Source organism: Pseudomonadota bacterium, assembly GCA_034189865.1.
In the GTDB taxonomy this organism is placed as follows: domain Bacteria; phylum Pseudomonadota; class Gammaproteobacteria; order UBA5335; family UBA5335; genus JAXHTV01.
This window is the reverse complement of record JAXHTV010000002.1, coordinates 38,878-54,208: the sequence shown is the minus strand read 5'-3', so window position 1 is coordinate 54,208 and position 15,331 is coordinate 38,878. Positions and strand designations below refer to the sequence as shown.

The following is a 15,331-nucleotide window of genomic DNA, read 5'->3' as shown; positions in this document are numbered from 1 at the left end:
CGCGCTGATTCAGAGCGCACTCGGAAGTCGTGGTTGGCATTGATCTGGGTCGCGGCGATGGCGATCGGTATGCCGGGCTCCAACGCTTGGGGGGAGCAAGCGGATGTCTCGCCACCGGTGCTTCCGGATGGAATCGGGACACCCGCCGCCTTGGGCTCGGGGCAGTTACTGAGCTTGGTGGGTAGCCTCGTGTTGATCGTCGTCTTGATCTTTGCACTGGCTTGGCTGATGCGACGATTTACCGGGTTTAGTGGCACCGCCGACGGTCATTTACAAATACTCGGGGGCTTGGCGGTGGGACAAAGAGAACGGGTTGTCCTGTTGAAGGTCGGAAACCGCCAACTTCTACTCGGAGTTGCGCCCGGCCGGGTCAATACTCTGCAGGTCTTGGACGAGCCCTTAATCACCGCGAGCCGTGCGACGGCAGAAGGTGAGAGCTTCGCCGTACGCCTCAAAGACGTCATTCGGGCGGGCCGGTCATGAAAGATCTTTCTATTGCAGTCGGGGCCTTCTTGTTGCTGGTGTGCTGCGGTGCGGCGTGGGCTGAGCCGGGTATTCCGGCTCTGACGCTGCAAACGGGTGACGATGGCGGACAGAACGTCACGCTGAGTATTCAGATACTCGCGCTGATGACGGCCCTGACGCTGTTACCCGCACTGCTGCTGATGATGACCGGTTTTACCCGGATCATCATCGTCCTGGCATTGCTTCGACAGGCTCTGGGCACGCCACAGACTCCGCCCAACCAAGTCTTGCTCGGCTTGGCGTTGTTTCTGACATTTTTCATCATGACGCCTGTTTGGCAGCAAGTTTACTCCGATGGAGTCGAGCCGTATCTCGATGAAGAGGTGGCGGCTGCCGATGCACTGACCGCCGGCATGGCACCGGTCCGTGAGTTCATGTTGGCGCAGACCCGGGAGGCGGACTTGATGCTCTTCGCCGACATGGCCGGCGCCAGTGCGTTCGAAACTGCTGATGACGTGCCGCTTTCGATCCTGGCACCGGCATTCGTAACGAGCGAGCTGAAGACGGCATTTCAAATTGGCTTTCTGGTGTTCATACCGTTCGTCATCATCGATCTGGTCGTGGCCAGTGTGTTGATGGCCATGGGCATGATGATGCTTTCTCCCATGCTGATTTCCCTACCGTTCAAAGTGATGTTGTTTGTTCTGGTGGACGGTTGGGTGTTGGTCATGGGGACGCTGGCCACGAGTTTCTACGTATAAGGAGCCGCCATGGGGCCGGAGACGGTACTGGAAATCGGTTATCAGGCACTGTGGGTCACGGTGCTCCTGGCGACGCCGTTATTGGTTTCCGCCTTGGCGATCGGTGTCCTCATCGGCATGTTGCAAGCGGCGACCCAAATCAATGAGATGACCTTGAGTTTTATCCCCAAGTTGGCGGTCCTGGCGCTCTCATTGTTTATCTTTGGCGCGTGGATGCTGACCGTGATCATGGATTTCACACGCCGATTGATTACCAACATCCCGATGCTGATCGGGTAACGGTCATGACCCTATCGGCGGCGGAAATTCAGGCCTTGTTAATGAACTACTTCGGGCCGTTTTGCCGCATCACCGGATTATTGTTGGTGGCGCCGATCTTCTCCGCCGCGTTTATTCCGATTCGGGTTCGTCTCGGCCTGGCCGTGGCTTTGACGGTCGTTATTGCACCGATGCTGCCTTCTTCTCAACCCAGCTACAGCGATTCAGTGTGGGTGCTGATGATCGTTCAGCAGCTCATGTTGGGGGTGGCTATGGGCTTCGTTGTGCAGTTGGTCTTTAACGCCATCGTCATTGGCGGGCAGGCCATCGCCATGTCGATGGGCTTGGGTTTCGCCTTTTCCATCGACCAACAAAACGGGGTCAGTGTGCCGGTGCTCAGTCAATTTTATCTGATGATCGGAACTCTGCTGTTTCTGGCCTTGAACGGACATCTGATTTTAATTCGCGTGTTGGCCGAGAGTTTTCAAGTGCTTCCCGTCACCGCAATGGCCCTCACCAAAGAGGGCTTATGGCTGATCGTGACTTTTGGTGCCCGCATGTTTTCCGGAGCTGTCCAGATCGCACTACCGGCGCTGGCCGCGATTCTGATCGTCAACCTTGCTTTCGGAATCACCAGCCGCGCCGCGCCGACCCTGAATCTGTTCGCTGTCGGTTTTCCGGTTTCTATGTTGTTGGGATTTCTGGTCCTGATGTGGAGCATTCCCAATCTACAGCCCGTCCTGATGACACTAACCAACGATAGCTTTGAGTTGATTTGGGCTCTTTTGATCGGAGAACGGTGATTCAACATGGCCGAACGTGACAACGCCCAGGAGCGCACAGAACGCGCAACGCCCAAGCGCCTGCAAGAGGCACGGGAGCAAGGACAGATTCCTCGTTCCAGAGAGCTGGCCACCGCCGCGGTGATGATATCAGCGGCCGTGGGTTTGATGTTTCTCGGCGAACAGATGATGCGGGAGGGCAGCGGCCTGTTTGCCCGTTACCTGTCTATCGACCCGCGCGGTCTGGCACATCCTTCCCAGCTTCCGGTCATCCTGGGGGTCGCGCTCTGGGACAGCGTCCGGTTGTTGATTCCGCTGTTGTTGGTGTTGGCTGCGGCGGCGGTTCTGGGTCCTGCCGCACTGGGCGGATGGAGTTTCAGCGCCAAGGCCATGGCGTTTAAGCCCGAAAAGCTCGATCCCATCAAAGGGCTGGGCCGGATTTTCTCAGCGCGGGGATTAATGGAACTTGCTAAAGCGTTGGCCAAGTTCCTGGTCGTGGGTGGCGTGGCAGCGGTGGTGTTGTGGTCCATGTCCGATGAGCTGCTGCACCTCGGCCTGCAGCCCAGCGCGACCGGTCTCGCCCAAACCGGATCGTTGTACCTGCAGGCATTCTTGTACATCAGCGCCGGCCTTATCGTCATCGCGATGGTGGATGTTCCTTTTCAGCTCTGGGATCACGGTAAACAGCTCAGGATGACCCGCCAGGAAGTCAAAGATGAAATGAAAGAAACGGACGGCCGTCCCGAGGTTCGCGCCAAGATTCGAAGCATCCAGCGAGAAATGGCCCAACGCCGCATGATGGAGGCTATCCCGACGGCGGATGCGGTGATTACCAACCCCACCCACGTCGCGGTCGCCTTGCGCTACGACCCGGACCAGATGGGGGCCCCCGTGGTTGTTGCCAAAGGGGCTGAGCTCGTGGCCGCTCAGATTCGCCGAATCGCACGTGAAAACGAAGTACCGGTGGTGTCCTCACCACCCTTGGCAAGGGCCGTTTTCCACAGCACGGAGTTGGGCGATGCCATACCGGCAGAGTTGTATTTGGGCGTTGCTCAAATACTGGCGTATGTCTACCAGTTCAAAGAAGCCCAAACCAAGGGCACCTCGCCACCCGCCGTTCCTAGTCCTCAGGTTCCAAAAGAATTCATCGATAAAACAGAGCAATAACAAATGAACCTCAATCAACTTGTTACTATAGCTCGAGAGATTATGCGTGGCGGTCTTGGTGCACCGTTGCTGGTCGTCATGGTGCTCGCCATGATGGTTCTACCTTTGCCGCCCATTGCGTTAGACGGTCTGTTTACCTTCAATATCTCGCTTTCGCTCGTGGTGTTATTGGCCACCATCTACGCCTTGAGGCCACTAGAGCTCGGGGTATTCCCCACGGTGCTGTTGGTCTCGACCTTGCTCCGTTTGGCGCTCAATGTGGCCTCCACCCGGGTGGTATTACTTGAGGGACATACGGGTACCGATGCCGCGGGACGGGTGATTGAGTCATTCGGCGATTTCGTGATCGGTGGGAACTACGCTGTCGGATTGGTCGTTTTCGCGATTTTGGTGATCATCAATTTCGTGGTGGTGACCAAAGGTGCAGGACGGATCTCGGAAGTCAGTGCCCGTTTCACGCTGGATGCCATGCCCGGCAAACAGATGGCCATCGACGCTGATGTGAACGCTGGGCTGATCAGCCAGGAGGAGGCGCGGCAATTACGCCAGGAAGTCCGGATGGAGGCCGATTTTTACGGCTCCATGGACGGCGCAAGTAAGTTCGTCCGCGGCGATGCCATCGCCGGCATTCTGATTTTGTTCATCAATATTATTGGCGGTTTGGCCATCGGCACCTTGCAGCACCAATTGCCCGTGGCCGAGGCCTTGCGAAACTACACACTGTTGACCATCGGCGATGGCCTCGTGGCTCAAATTCCTTCACTGCTGTTGTCCACGGCCACCGCCATTATCGTGACCCGCATGTCCCAGGCAGAAGACATGGGGCAACAGGTGGTGGCGCAGTTGTTCGCCAAACCGCGTGCCTTGGGGGTCACCGGCGGTGTTATTGGTGCATTGGGCTTGATTCCCGGCATGCCCAACGTGATTTTTCTTGCCTTAGCGGGCGCCAGTCTCGGTGCCGCGTATTGGCTCAGCAATCGCAGCAAAGATCAGTCCCCGGAAACCGAGCACATGATGGAGTCGGAACCGCCGCCCACACCGCCCGAACAACGGGATATCAGCTGGGATGACGTCCAACCAGTGGACATGATCGGTTTAGAGGTGGGGTACCGGCTGATTCCGTTGGTCGACCGCAATCAGGGTGGCGAACTCATGGGTCGCATCAAAGGGGTCCGCAAAAAGCTGTCCCAAGAAATGGGATTTCTCATTCCGTCTGTTCACATCAAAGACAATTTGGAACTTCCGCCCGATGGTTACCGCATTCTGTTGAGAGGGGTCCCCGTCGGTCAGGGACAGATCCATCCGGAGCGGGATATGGCCATCAACCCCGGACGGGTGTTCGGCACCCTGGATGGAACACCGACCAAGGATCCGGCTTTCGGCATGGATGCTTTGTGGATTGATCCAACCAATCGCGAACACGCCCAAACATTGGGTTACACCGTTGTGGACCCAAGCACGGTGGTGGCCACCCACCTCAGCCACTTGTTGGAAACGAACGCCGCCCAGTTGCTGGGACACGAAGAAGCTCAACTCATGTTGGACGCGCTGGCGCGAACAGCGCCCAAGTTGGTGGAAGAACTGGTTCCGAAATTGCTACCCCTGGCGGTCATTGTGAAGGTGATGCGCAACCTTCTGGAGGAAGGGATTCCCGTTCGGGATATCCGGACCATCGCCGAAACATTGGCGGAGCAGGCGCCGAAGAGTCAAGAATCTGGCGATTTAGCCGCGGCCGTTCGCATTGCGCTCTCCCCACAAATTATCCAAAAAATCAATGGGATGGAAGATGAGCTTCCCGTGATGACGCTAGATCCCGCCTTGGAACAGATCTTGCAAAATGCCTTTCAGGCCGATAGCGGCGGTCCTGGCTTGGAGCCCAGCTTGGCGGAACGACTACTGGGCTCTCTGAAAGATGCGGTCAAGCGTCAGGAGTCCAATGCGCAGCCGGCCGTGCTTTTGGTTCCACCTGTTCTCAGGCGAGCGTTGGCGAAACTGACGCGTTATAGCATCGAGGGATTGCATGTCTTGTCATACAACGAAGTACCGGAGGACCGTCAACTTCGCTTGGTCGCGACCATCGGTGGATAAAACAAACCGGCTACGAAACGAGCAGAAAAATAATAATGAAATTCGATAAACGCCACAGCTACTTCGAACCCGAGTTGCGTTGTGCTGATCACGTGTCTCGGTCGCGCAGGGCACTGCCATTATGAAAATCAAACGTTTCTTCGGTTCCGATATGCGTTCGGTAATCCAGGAGGTTCGCGAGAGCCAGGGTCCTGATGCGGTGATTCTGTCAAACCGAAGAGTCGACGGTGGCGTGGAAGTCATCACCGCCATTGATTATGACGAGGCGCTGGTGCACGAAGCGGTCGACCGAAGCATGAGTGCCTCACAACGCGCGAATGAAGCGGCGCAGCCGCGAGGTGCGATAGAGACCTATGAGGCTGCTGCGGCCCGTGAAAGCGGCCAGCAGGGCGAAGAAGATACGGACATCGAAGAGGTGTTCGGTGAACAGGACGACGAGCATGATCTCGCCGGGCTGACGCCCCCATCGTCAGAGAAACGTCCACAGATTGTTTGGTCTCAGGATCCGGCCATGATGGCCATGCGCGAAGAGTTGTCGGCGGTTCGCGAACTGTTGGAACAACAGCTCACGCGCCTTGGCTGGAACGACATGGTCCGTCGGGATCCGGCCCTGGGTGCAGCGTTTCAGAAGCTGTTGTCTTTGGGAATATCCGAATCGCTCGCTCGCGATTTGGTGTCCAGTTTAAGTGGCGCACTCGATAAGGAAAATGCGCGGCGGATGGCGTTGGCTGCGCTGGCGCGCCGCCTGCCCATTGCCGGTGATGAAATTCTCTCAAATGGTGGTGTGATCGCGCTGGTCGGAACCACGGGCGTTGGTAAAACCACAACCTTGGCCAAACTGGCTGCGCACTATGCATTGCAGCACGGACCAAATTCGGTGGCGCTGATCAGCACCGACAATTACCGCATCGGTGCCCACGATCAATTGCTCACCTACGGAAGAATTCTTGGCGTCCCCGTCCGCTTGGTCGAGGACGGCCCTCAGCTACTCCGTACTTTGGCTTCACTCAGTGATCGTTCGTTGGTGTTGATTGACAGCGTTGGTCTGTGCCAGCGCAAGGTTCAAACCGCCGATCAACTCTCGTGGCTGCGAACGGTAGGCGATGCCGTCAAGCCCTATCTGGTGTTGCCAGCTACCGCTCAGGCGGAGGCTGTTCGGGCTACCGTGGAGGCATTTCGCTGTGTCGCGTTGGCCGGTTGCATCGTCACGAAACTGGACGAGGCGGCCAGCCTTGGGCCGGCGCTCTCCGAGTTGGCGCGCGGCGGCTTACCCGTTGCGTATACCACTGACGGGCAGCGGGTGCCTGAAGACATCGAGGTTGCGCGTGCGCATGCGCTGGTGGCGCGGGCCGCCAAGCTGGCGCGTCAACAAGCAGCCGATCAGCCCGATGCCGTCTTTGTCCAAGCCGGCGGGAGGGACCATGGCTAACCAGCTCACGGATCAGGCCGCTGGTTTGCGGGACATACAGGAACGCCGTGCCGTGCGTGTGGTGGCAGTTACCAGTGGCAAGGGTGGCGTTGGTAAAACCAGTGTTTCGGTCAACCTCGCCATGTCCATGGGCCGCTCGGGCCGCCGGGTCGTGTTGATGGATGCGGATCTCGGATTGGCCAACGTCGATGTGATGCTCGGATTGCAACCGCGCTACAACATCACCCACGTGCTCCAAGGCACGTGCGCCCTGGATGACATTCTGATCGACGCACCGCATGGCGTCCGCGTTGTACCCGCATCGTCCGGTACGCGCCAAATGGCGGCACTGACCTCCGCGGAACATGCGGGCCTAATCCGGGCCTTTAGTTCATTGCGTCAGCCCGTCGATGCGTTGATTGTGGATGTCGCCGCCGGGATTTCGAACAGCGTTCTGGATATGACGCAGGCCGCACAAGAAGTTGTGGTGGTGGTCTGCGACGAGCCGGCTTCCATCACCGATGCTTATGCATTGATCAAGGTGCTCAGCCGGGATTTTGGTGTAACGCATTTTCGTGTGCTAGCGAACATGGTGTCGAGCTCGCTCGAGGGGAGGGAGCTTTATAACAAGATCGCAAAGGTCACCGATCGTTATCTGGACGTCTGCCTCCAATACATGGGGGCAGTCCCCTACGACGAATATTTAAGAAAAGCGCTTCAGCGTCAGCGGGCGGTTGTGGATATCTTTCCCAGCAGTCCCTCGGCGCGGGCATTCAAGTCTTTGGCCGCTCAAGCCGATAATTGGCCTGTACCACGGGGAGCTCGTGGTCGCCTGGAATTCTTTGTAGAGCGGCTCATTGGCGCGCATAGACAACCAGTGGGAGCGATACCATGAGGGGCCAGGCAGCCTACGCAGAAGACCGAGTAATTGACCAAGAACAACTGGTTAGAGATCACGCTGAACTCGTTCGCCGCATCGCGCAGCACTTGATCAGTCGTCTGCCAGCCAGCGTTCAGATCGAGGATTTGATTCAGTCCGGCATGATCGGACTGTTAGAGGCAGCCCGGAACTACGATCCGGAGCAGGGTGCCAGTTTTGAGACCTATGCCGGCATTCGCATTCGCGGTGCCATGCTGGACGAGACGCGCAAGTCCGATTGGGCGCCGCGATCCGTCCACCGAAAAGCACGGGAAGTGGCGGAGGCGATACGAAAGCTCGAGCACGAAACGGGGCGCGAGGTGATGCCGATCGAAGTGGCCGATGCCATGGGCATTTCGGTCGATGAATACTACAAGATCGTGAACGACGCAGCGGGTTGCCGTGTTCTCAGTCTTGATCAACCAGAGACCGGCGTGACCGAACCCGGCGATATTCCCGCCGACGGTAGCGCCGATCCGTTCGCAAATCTGCAGGATTACGGGTTTAAAGAATCGTTGGCCAAAGCCATCAACGGTTTGCCGGAAAAAGAACGTTTGGTGATGTCGCTTTACTACGACCAGGAACTTAATTTGCGCGAAATCGGGGCTGTTCTCGGCGTCAGTGAGTCGCGCGCTTGTCAGATCCACGGTCAGGCACTGGTTCGAATTCGTGCCCGCATGTCTGATTGGGTGAGTGGGAACTAGGGGAATCGTTTTGGACAAGAACATGAAGATCCTCGTGGTGGATGATTTTTCCACCATGCGCCGGATCGTCAAGAACCTCCTTGGCGAGCTTGGGCTGACCAATGTCGTTGAAGCGGATGACGGCAAAACCGCTTTGCCTATCTTGCAGTCATCGCGCATTGACCTGGTCATCACGGACTGGAATATGCCGGGTGTCACGGGGATCGAATTGCTCAAATCCATTCGTTCGGATCCATCGTTGACCGCAATACCGGTTCTGATGGTGACGGCGGAAGCGAAGCGGGAACAGATCGTGAACGCCGCCCAGGCGGGGGTTAACGGTTACATCATTAAGCCCTTCACTGCCGCCACATTGAAAGAAAAACTCGAAAAAATCTTCGAGCGTTTGGCCGCCAACGCGGGTTAAAGGAGTTCGACATGTCTGAATCTACGCCGGACTCCATGAACCAAAAATACTTGGCCAAGCTCCATCGCATGGTCGCCCATTTGGAGGCGGGCCAAGAGCGGGCGTTCGCCAAAGAGTTGGACGAATTGACCCGCGAGCGCAGTGATGAAGTTTTCCGCACCGTTCGGGACTTGGCTGAAAATATAGACGAACGATTGGAATCGGCCTGGCAGGAGTCTCGTATCGCCGCGTTGACCGAGCGCGACCTCCCTACGGCACGAACACGACTCGACTACGTCATTGCCCTAACCGATCAAGCGGCTCACCGAACGTTGAGTCTGGTCGAAAAAGGTTTGTCTCACGTCGGTCATTTGACGAAAGCGTCCGCCGAGATGAAAGGCGACCTACCGGATGGTAACGCGCAAGACGAGGAACGACGGCAAAAACAAGCAGAAACTTACATAGACGAAGTCGATGAGGTGCTGCCGAAACTTCATCGGTATTTGGTGGAAATCACCGAGGCACAAGCGTTCCAGGATCTGACCGGACAGTTGATCCGACGGGTCGTCGGCCTGTTCGAAGAACTCGAATCGGAACTGAGCCGGATGGCCGGATGCGATATCGATGATCGTGCTCATCCTGTGGCATCGGGCGAAGAGGAGTCCATTGATCGTGTCGACCAGGAAGAAGTGGACCAGATCATCAAGCAGTTAGGAATTTAGAACAATCCATGGGTCTAGACGTGGACTACGACATTCTTCAAGATTTTCTGATCGAGGCGGGTGAGCTCGTCGAGCAGCTGGGTGAACAGCTGGTCGAACTCGAGCAAAAACCCGACGATACAGAATTATTGAATGCCGTTTTCCGCGGTTTCCACACGGTGAAAGGTGGTGCCGGATTCGTCGGCGCCGATCACTTAGTTGAAATTTGCCATCACGCTGAAGACGTATTCAATCTGCTGCGCCAAGGCGATAGGACCATCACACCAGACTTGATGGACACGATTCTGAGCGTGGTCGATACCGTTCGAGCCATGCTGGAAACGCTTTCGCAGAAAACCTTGCCGGCGCCGGCCGACCCCGATCTTCTGAGTCAACTGTCCAGTTACTTGACCGAGGAAGATGCCGGGACTCCACCCGCCACTGAGGAAGCCCTCGCATCGTCCCCGGCCGTGGCGGAAGATCCCGCCGACCGCGCATTCGATGCGCTGTTGGCGGAGACAACGTCAGACGCAGATCTGGCCGGCTCGCAAACGCCACCGGTCTCTCCCGGCGGTGACGGCAGTGATGTGATGACAGACGACGAATTCGAGGCGCTGCTCGATGAACTGCACGGCACCGGCGCTCCGGGTTCGAATAGTTCCGGGCCGAGTGCCCCGTCCGATCAGAAAACGCCGGAGACGCAATCGGTCGCGCCGGTTCCCGAACAATCCACCACTGCCGGAAGCCAAGCCTCTGCCGCGCCGTCGCGGCCCCCAGAGACAACAAAAGCCGCTCCTCGACCGTCTTCTCATGTCAGCGCCCAGGAAACCACGGTTCGAGTAGATACCCGAAGCCTCGATACCATCATGAACCTGGTGGGCGAGTTGGTCTTGGTTCGCAATCGTTTGCAGACGCTTCGCGATAGCATTGGCAATGAATACATCCAGCAGGTCGCATCGAATTTGGATTTAGTGACCTCAGATCTGCAAAGCGCGGTGATGAAAACGCGCATGCAACCGATCAAGAAAATCTTCAGCCGGTTTCCCCGCGTGGTTCGGGATCTCGCTCGTAGTATGGGGAAAGAAATTAACCTGGAGATGACCGGAGAGGAGACAGGTCTCGACAAAAATTTGGTCGAGGCTCTGGCTGATCCGATGGTCCATCTGGTGCGAAATGCGGTGGACCATGGCATCGAGCGACCCGATGTGAGAATTCGAAACGGCAAGCCACGAGCCGGTCGGGTGTTGCTTTCCGCAGAGAATGAGGGTGACAACATCCTTTTGACCATATCCGACGACGGCGCCGGTATGGATCCAGAGGTATTGCGGCAAAAAGCGATCGAAAAAGAGCTTATGACAGCCGAAGCAGCGGCGCGGCTTGACGAGCGAGAGTGTTTCAATCTCATCTTCGCACCCGGATTCAGCACGGCCCAACAGATATCCGATGTGTCAGGCCGTGGTGTGGGCATGGATGTTGTCAAAACCCGCATCAGCCAACTGAACGGGTCGGTCGATATCGATTCGGAACTTGGCAAAGGCACCAAGCTGATTCTCCGCGTCCCGCTGACGTTGGCTATCTTGCCCACGTTGATGATCAAGGTGCAGGGCAAGCCGTTTGCACTTCCGCTCTCGAACGTCGAAGAAATTCTTCCCTTGAGCGAACTCGATATGTCAGTAGTGGATGGCCAGGAAGTAGTCATGGTTCGGGAACGGCCGCTCCCACTGATGCATTTAAGCGAGTGCCTCGGCATGGAGCGGACTCCAAAAGGCGCTCATGGGGATTCCCATGTGGTGACCATTCACGTCGGCAACACCCGGCTCGGGCTTTCGGTCGATGACGTGCTCGGCCAGGAAGAAGTCGTCATCAAACCGCTCGGAGCTTTGTTGCATGGCATGTCAGGTTACGCGGGCGCCACCATCACCGGTGACGGATATATCGCACTGATTCTCGACGTACCTGGGTTACTTGGCCGTTTGGCGAAAAGCCGACGGGAGTTTCTGCGTGCCAGTTAAAGTTCTGATCGCCGATGACTCCGGCTTCTTCCGCCGTCGCATCGCCGAGATCGTTTCCGCAGATCCCGCCCTGGAGGTGGTCGGGATGGCGGAGAACGGTCGCGATGCGGTCCAGAAAACGCTGCTCCTGCGGCCGGATGTCATCACCATGGATATCGAAATGCCGGTGATGGACGGCATCCAAGCGACGCGGGAAATCATGCGGTCTCATCCCACGCCGATTCTCATGTTCTCTTCCCTGACCCACGAAGGGGCGACCGCGACATTGAACGCGCTCAACGCCGGCGCGGTGGATTTTTTGCCAAAACGGCTCAGTGAAATCTGTGCCGATGAAAGCGTGGCCAAAAACAAGTTGCGCGAGCGCTTGCGCGTACTGGGTGGGCGGCGGTTGTTTGCAACGACTGCGGCACCGATCAAAACGCCGGTGTCCCGAGCCCTGTCGCACAATCCGTTTCGCTTGGCGGTACTGGTTGCCTCAACCGGTGGGCCAGCGGCCGTCCAACAAATTTTGTTGGCTTTACCGGCAGATTTCCGCGTCCCTATTTTGGTGGTCCAGCATATGCCCGCCAGTTTTACCGGACCTTTCGCTGAACGGCTCAATGATTTGTGTGCGATACAGGTCTGCGAAGCGCGTGCCGGCGACTCGTTGTTGCCCGGTAAGGCCTTGATCGCACCTGGCGGGCGGCAAACTTCGGTCGTGAGCGTCAAGGGCTTTCTGCACGTCCACGTTTATGATGATCCTGGCAGTCGGACTTACTACCGGCCGTGTGCTGATATCACCTTACGTTCGGTGACCGAAACGTGCGGCGGGCACGCCTTGTCGGTGATTCTGACCGGTATGGGGCGCGATGGGTGCGATGGCGCCACAGCACTCAAACAAGCCGGCGGTGCGGTGTGGGCGCAGGATGAGGAGACCAGTATCATTTTTGGAATGCCTGGGGCCGTGATCGATGCCGGAGTTGCCGACCGCATCCTGGCGCTTTCCAGAATCGGCCCTGATCTGGCCGGAGCCGCATCGGCGAAGCCGGAAACGGCCGACCAGACGAGACCAGTCTGATGAGAGCCTGGGCCGTGGCCAATCAGAAAGGGGGGGTGGGTAAGACCACCACCGTGGTGACCCTGGCCGGAACTCTGGCTCAACAGGGCCATCGTGTTTTGGCCATTGACCTTGATCCCCATGCGGGGCTGAGCACGCATTTCGGCGTATCCGACGATCGCTCGTCGGAAGGTACTTATGCGTTGTTCGGCTCCGCGTCCCGTATCGACGAGTCGCTGTTGCTCGATACCGGTTGCGAAGGCGTTCAGCTTCTCCCTGCCAGCTCTGCATTGGCGACGTTGGAGCGGCAGTTGGGCCAACGTCCGGGTATCGGCCGCGTGTTATCGACGGCCCTTCGGACAGTGAGCTCGTCTATTGATGTGGTTCTAATGGATTGCCCACCACTGCTGGGCGTGCTGATGGTGAACGCTTTAGCTGCCTGTGATCGGTTGATCGTCCCGGTTCAAACGGAATTTCTGGCACTGAAAGGTTTGGAAGGGCTTCAGAAAACGCTCGTGATGCTGGCGCGCGCCGGCCACCCTGTACCTTCGTATCTAATTGTGCCGACGATGTTCGATCGGCGCACGCGGGCGTCACTGGACAGCCTGGATTGGCTTCGGCGTCATTGCGGAGACAATTTGTGGTCGGACGTGATCCCGGTAGATACGCAATTTCGTGACGCCAGTCAGGCAGCCACCCCCCTGTCTCAGTACCGAGCCGGCAGTCGTGGTGCGTTGGCTTATGCACGTCTGGCCGATGATCTGATGGGTATGGAGCGAGATCCCCATCAACCGGCAGCGGCCGTTAATCACTGAGGCACCGGACGATGACGACCCGCGCGGTAACCACCGACTCAGACATCGCGATGGGGGAGTACCTGAGAGAAGTGCTTTCCACGTCAGAAGATCTCCAAACAAACGAGAGCCTGTACCAGCCGTCCGTTTTGGAATCGGAGATCCCCGAAGCGGCGGATTGTTCGCAAATAGTATCCGAATCGCGCTATCTGGTTTTTGTGGTCGCCGACATTAACCTGGCCGTTCCAGCTGATGCGGTTGACCGGGTAGGATCACCCCCGAATGTTGGTTCCGACGCAGACTCGACCGTCGCGGCGGAGTTGGCCGGAAAGCTGGTCGATACGGCAAAGACTATCTTGCCTGAAGGACGTTATGCGCATCATCCGGGTCTTCCGACACACGCTGTTTATCTGAAAAGCGGTTTGATTTTGCTATGCGATCGGTCGTCAGGCTATCGAACGGTGAATGTTGACGCGGTTTGCTGGCGGGGCGAGCACGGTCGACGCGCCTGGCTGGCGGGTACGCTGCCCAGTGAGCGTCTGGCGATATTGGATGTCGCTGCGTTGGAAGAGTGTGCGGTAGCGGATTCGGCGCGATCATCGGTATGAAATTTGCTAGAAATGAACTCGAACGAAACGATTCCCGACACACAGAGCAATCTGTTTGGACGAATTCCGGAGGACAATCACTTGGACGCCAGCGAACAGCAAAACGACGACGGTTTACGTCGGTGTGTGACATTTCGTCTGGACGACGAGGTTTACGGTGTTGATGTCATGCATGTCAAAGAGGTACTGCGTTATACCGAGATTGCACCGGTCCCAGGGTCTCCCAACTATGTATTGGGAATCATCAACTTGCGCGGTAACGTGGTGACGGTAATCGACACCCGTACCCGATTTGGCCTGGTAGCCGAAGATCCCGATGAAATGACGCGCATCGTCGTCATGGAAGCGAACGATCAAGTGATCGGTTTTATGGTGGACAGTATCTCTGAAGTACGTGATATTCCCATTTCGATCATCGAAGGCGCTCCACACCTCGGCAATGAAGAGACCTCTGCTTACATAGAAGGCGTCGCCAGCGTGAATGACGAGTTGGTGATTTTGGTTGATCTGACTCGGATTTTAACGGAGACCGATCTCAATGAGATGGCGTTTTCCCCGTGAGAAAACAGAGGGCTCGCATACGCAATCGATGGCGATTGACCGGCTGAATCCACTCTCGCCTGTTGCGCCCACGCGCCCGGTGAAAGGAGACGATTCAAAGGACCGTAGGCGACAGCGGAAGCAACCGTCTCGGCCCCACGATCAACGACCGCCGGACGATGATGCGCGGGTTGATGAATACGTCTGATCCGTTCATGCGGCGTTGCGGATAGAATTCGCTTCGAAGAGGTAGTGATGTTAACGACACTGACGATAGCCACGCTACTGGTGGGAAGTGCCATTCTGGTCGTGCTGGCAGTCATTCGCTTCAACCAGATCAAATCGTCTTCCAGCAGCAAGAACTTCGATCTGATCCAAGCTTGGCAAAAAGAATCTCAAGCTCAGCGGAAGGCTTTGGTAATGATGGAGAAGCGATTGGAAGCTATCGAGCAGCGTTTGGAAAAACTCGGCCAATGGCAGGAGCGGACCGACGGTGGGCGTATGGGAGGCGATCGCTTCTATGAGCAGGCGGTCCGGCTGGTCGATCAAGGCGCGGACGCGCAGCATCTCGTGAGGACTTATGGGTTGAGTCAGGGCGAAGCGGAGCTGATTGTACAACTGCACCGTGCCCAACGAGGTTGATCGCTCCGCCGGATTGGGGCGATTATTGTCCGTTGCGCCCGCTGCTATCTGGCCAGTTGCG

General features: G+C 57.2%; 17 protein-coding genes. All 17 read left to right on the top strand.

Going from position 1 to position 15,331, the window contains the following annotated elements:
* Nucleotides 1-33: 33 nt before the first annotated feature.
* A complete protein-coding gene (gene fliO / locus SVU69_01305; protein MDY6941632.1) occupies nucleotides 34-483 on the top strand; it encodes a flagellar biosynthetic protein FliO in 450 nt (149 codons plus the stop codon).
* Complete coding sequence (fliP, locus tag SVU69_01300) at nucleotides 480-1,226, top strand: flagellar type III secretion system pore protein FliP (protein ID MDY6941631.1); 747 nt, start codon at nucleotides 480-482, stop codon at nucleotides 1,224-1,226. The genes fliO and fliP overlap by 4 nt, the downstream gene beginning before the upstream one ends.
* A gap of 9 nt (nucleotides 1,227-1,235) precedes the next feature.
* The gene (gene fliQ, locus SVU69_01295; GenBank protein MDY6941630.1) at nucleotides 1,236-1,505 is read left to right on the top strand and encodes a flagellar biosynthesis protein FliQ; all 270 of its coding nucleotides are present in this window, start codon (nucleotides 1,236-1,238) and stop codon (nucleotides 1,503-1,505) included.
* A 5-nt stretch (nucleotides 1,506-1,510) separates the two neighbouring features.
* Nucleotides 1,511-2,287 carry a flagellar biosynthetic protein FliR gene (fliR, locus tag SVU69_01290; protein ID MDY6941629.1) on the top strand — a complete coding sequence of 259 codons (777 nt, stop codon included), beginning with the start codon at nucleotides 1,511-1,513 and terminating at the stop codon, nucleotides 2,285-2,287.
* Nucleotides 2,288-2,293: 6 nt separating this feature from the next.
* Nucleotides 2,294-3,433: a flagellar biosynthesis protein FlhB gene (flhB, locus tag SVU69_01285; protein MDY6941628.1), complete on the top strand. Its 1,140-nt coding sequence runs from the start codon at nucleotides 2,294-2,296 to the stop codon at nucleotides 3,431-3,433.
* Between the two features lie 42 nt (nucleotides 3,434-3,475).
* Nucleotides 3,476-5,521 carry a flagellar biosynthesis protein FlhA gene (flhA, locus tag SVU69_01280; protein MDY6941627.1) on the top strand — a complete coding sequence of 682 codons (2,046 nt, stop codon included), beginning with the start codon at nucleotides 3,476-3,478 and terminating at the stop codon, nucleotides 5,519-5,521.
* Nucleotides 5,522-5,642: 121 nt separating this feature from the next.
* Nucleotides 5,643-6,950 carry a flagellar biosynthesis protein FlhF gene (flhF, locus tag SVU69_01275; GenBank protein MDY6941626.1) on the top strand — a complete coding sequence of 436 codons (1,308 nt, stop codon included), beginning with the start codon at nucleotides 5,643-5,645 and terminating at the stop codon, nucleotides 6,948-6,950.
* On the top strand, nucleotides 6,943-7,824 hold the full coding sequence (locus SVU69_01270) for a MinD/ParA family protein (protein ID MDY6941625.1): 882 nt from the start codon (nucleotides 6,943-6,945) through the stop codon (nucleotides 7,822-7,824). Before flhF ends, SVU69_01270 begins: the two co-directional genes overlap by 8 nt.
* The gene (locus tag SVU69_01265; GenBank protein ID MDY6941624.1) at nucleotides 7,821-8,552 is read left to right on the top strand and encodes an RNA polymerase sigma factor FliA; all 732 of its coding nucleotides are present in this window, start codon (nucleotides 7,821-7,823) and stop codon (nucleotides 8,550-8,552) included. Before SVU69_01270 ends, SVU69_01265 begins: the two co-directional genes overlap by 4 nt.
* A gap of 10 nt (nucleotides 8,553-8,562) precedes the next feature.
* A complete protein-coding gene (cheY, locus tag SVU69_01260) occupies nucleotides 8,563-8,958 on the top strand; it encodes a chemotaxis response regulator CheY (GenBank protein ID MDY6941623.1) in 396 nt (131 codons plus the stop codon).
* A gap of 11 nt (nucleotides 8,959-8,969) precedes the next feature.
* Entirely contained in the window at nucleotides 8,970-9,659 is a 690-nt protein-coding gene (locus SVU69_01255; protein MDY6941622.1) for a protein phosphatase CheZ, read from the top strand.
* A gap of 8 nt (nucleotides 9,660-9,667) precedes the next feature.
* The gene (locus SVU69_01250) at nucleotides 9,668-11,650 is read left to right on the top strand and encodes a chemotaxis protein CheA (GenBank protein MDY6941621.1); all 1,983 of its coding nucleotides are present in this window, start codon (nucleotides 9,668-9,670) and stop codon (nucleotides 11,648-11,650) included.
* The gene (locus SVU69_01245; protein MDY6941620.1) at nucleotides 11,640-12,707 is read left to right on the top strand and encodes a chemotaxis response regulator protein-glutamate methylesterase; all 1,068 of its coding nucleotides are present in this window, start codon (nucleotides 11,640-11,642) and stop codon (nucleotides 12,705-12,707) included. The genes SVU69_01250 and SVU69_01245 overlap by 11 nt, the downstream gene beginning before the upstream one ends.
* A complete protein-coding gene (locus tag SVU69_01240; GenBank protein ID MDY6941619.1) occupies nucleotides 12,707-13,501 on the top strand; it encodes a ParA family protein in 795 nt (264 codons plus the stop codon). Before SVU69_01245 ends, SVU69_01240 begins: the two co-directional genes overlap by 1 nt.
* Nucleotides 13,502-13,512: 11 nt before the next feature.
* Nucleotides 13,513-14,088 carry a hypothetical protein gene (locus tag SVU69_01235; GenBank protein MDY6941618.1) on the top strand — a complete coding sequence of 192 codons (576 nt, stop codon included), beginning with the start codon at nucleotides 13,513-13,515 and terminating at the stop codon, nucleotides 14,086-14,088.
* Between the two features lie 12 nt (nucleotides 14,089-14,100).
* Nucleotides 14,101-14,649 carry a chemotaxis protein CheW gene (locus tag SVU69_01230; GenBank protein MDY6941617.1) on the top strand — a complete coding sequence of 183 codons (549 nt, stop codon included), beginning with the start codon at nucleotides 14,101-14,103 and terminating at the stop codon, nucleotides 14,647-14,649.
* A gap of 234 nt (nucleotides 14,650-14,883) precedes the next feature.
* On the top strand, nucleotides 14,884-15,270 hold the full coding sequence (locus SVU69_01225) for a DUF2802 domain-containing protein (GenBank protein MDY6941616.1): 387 nt from the start codon (nucleotides 14,884-14,886) through the stop codon (nucleotides 15,268-15,270).
* The last annotated feature ends 61 nt before the right edge of the window (nucleotides 15,271-15,331 follow it).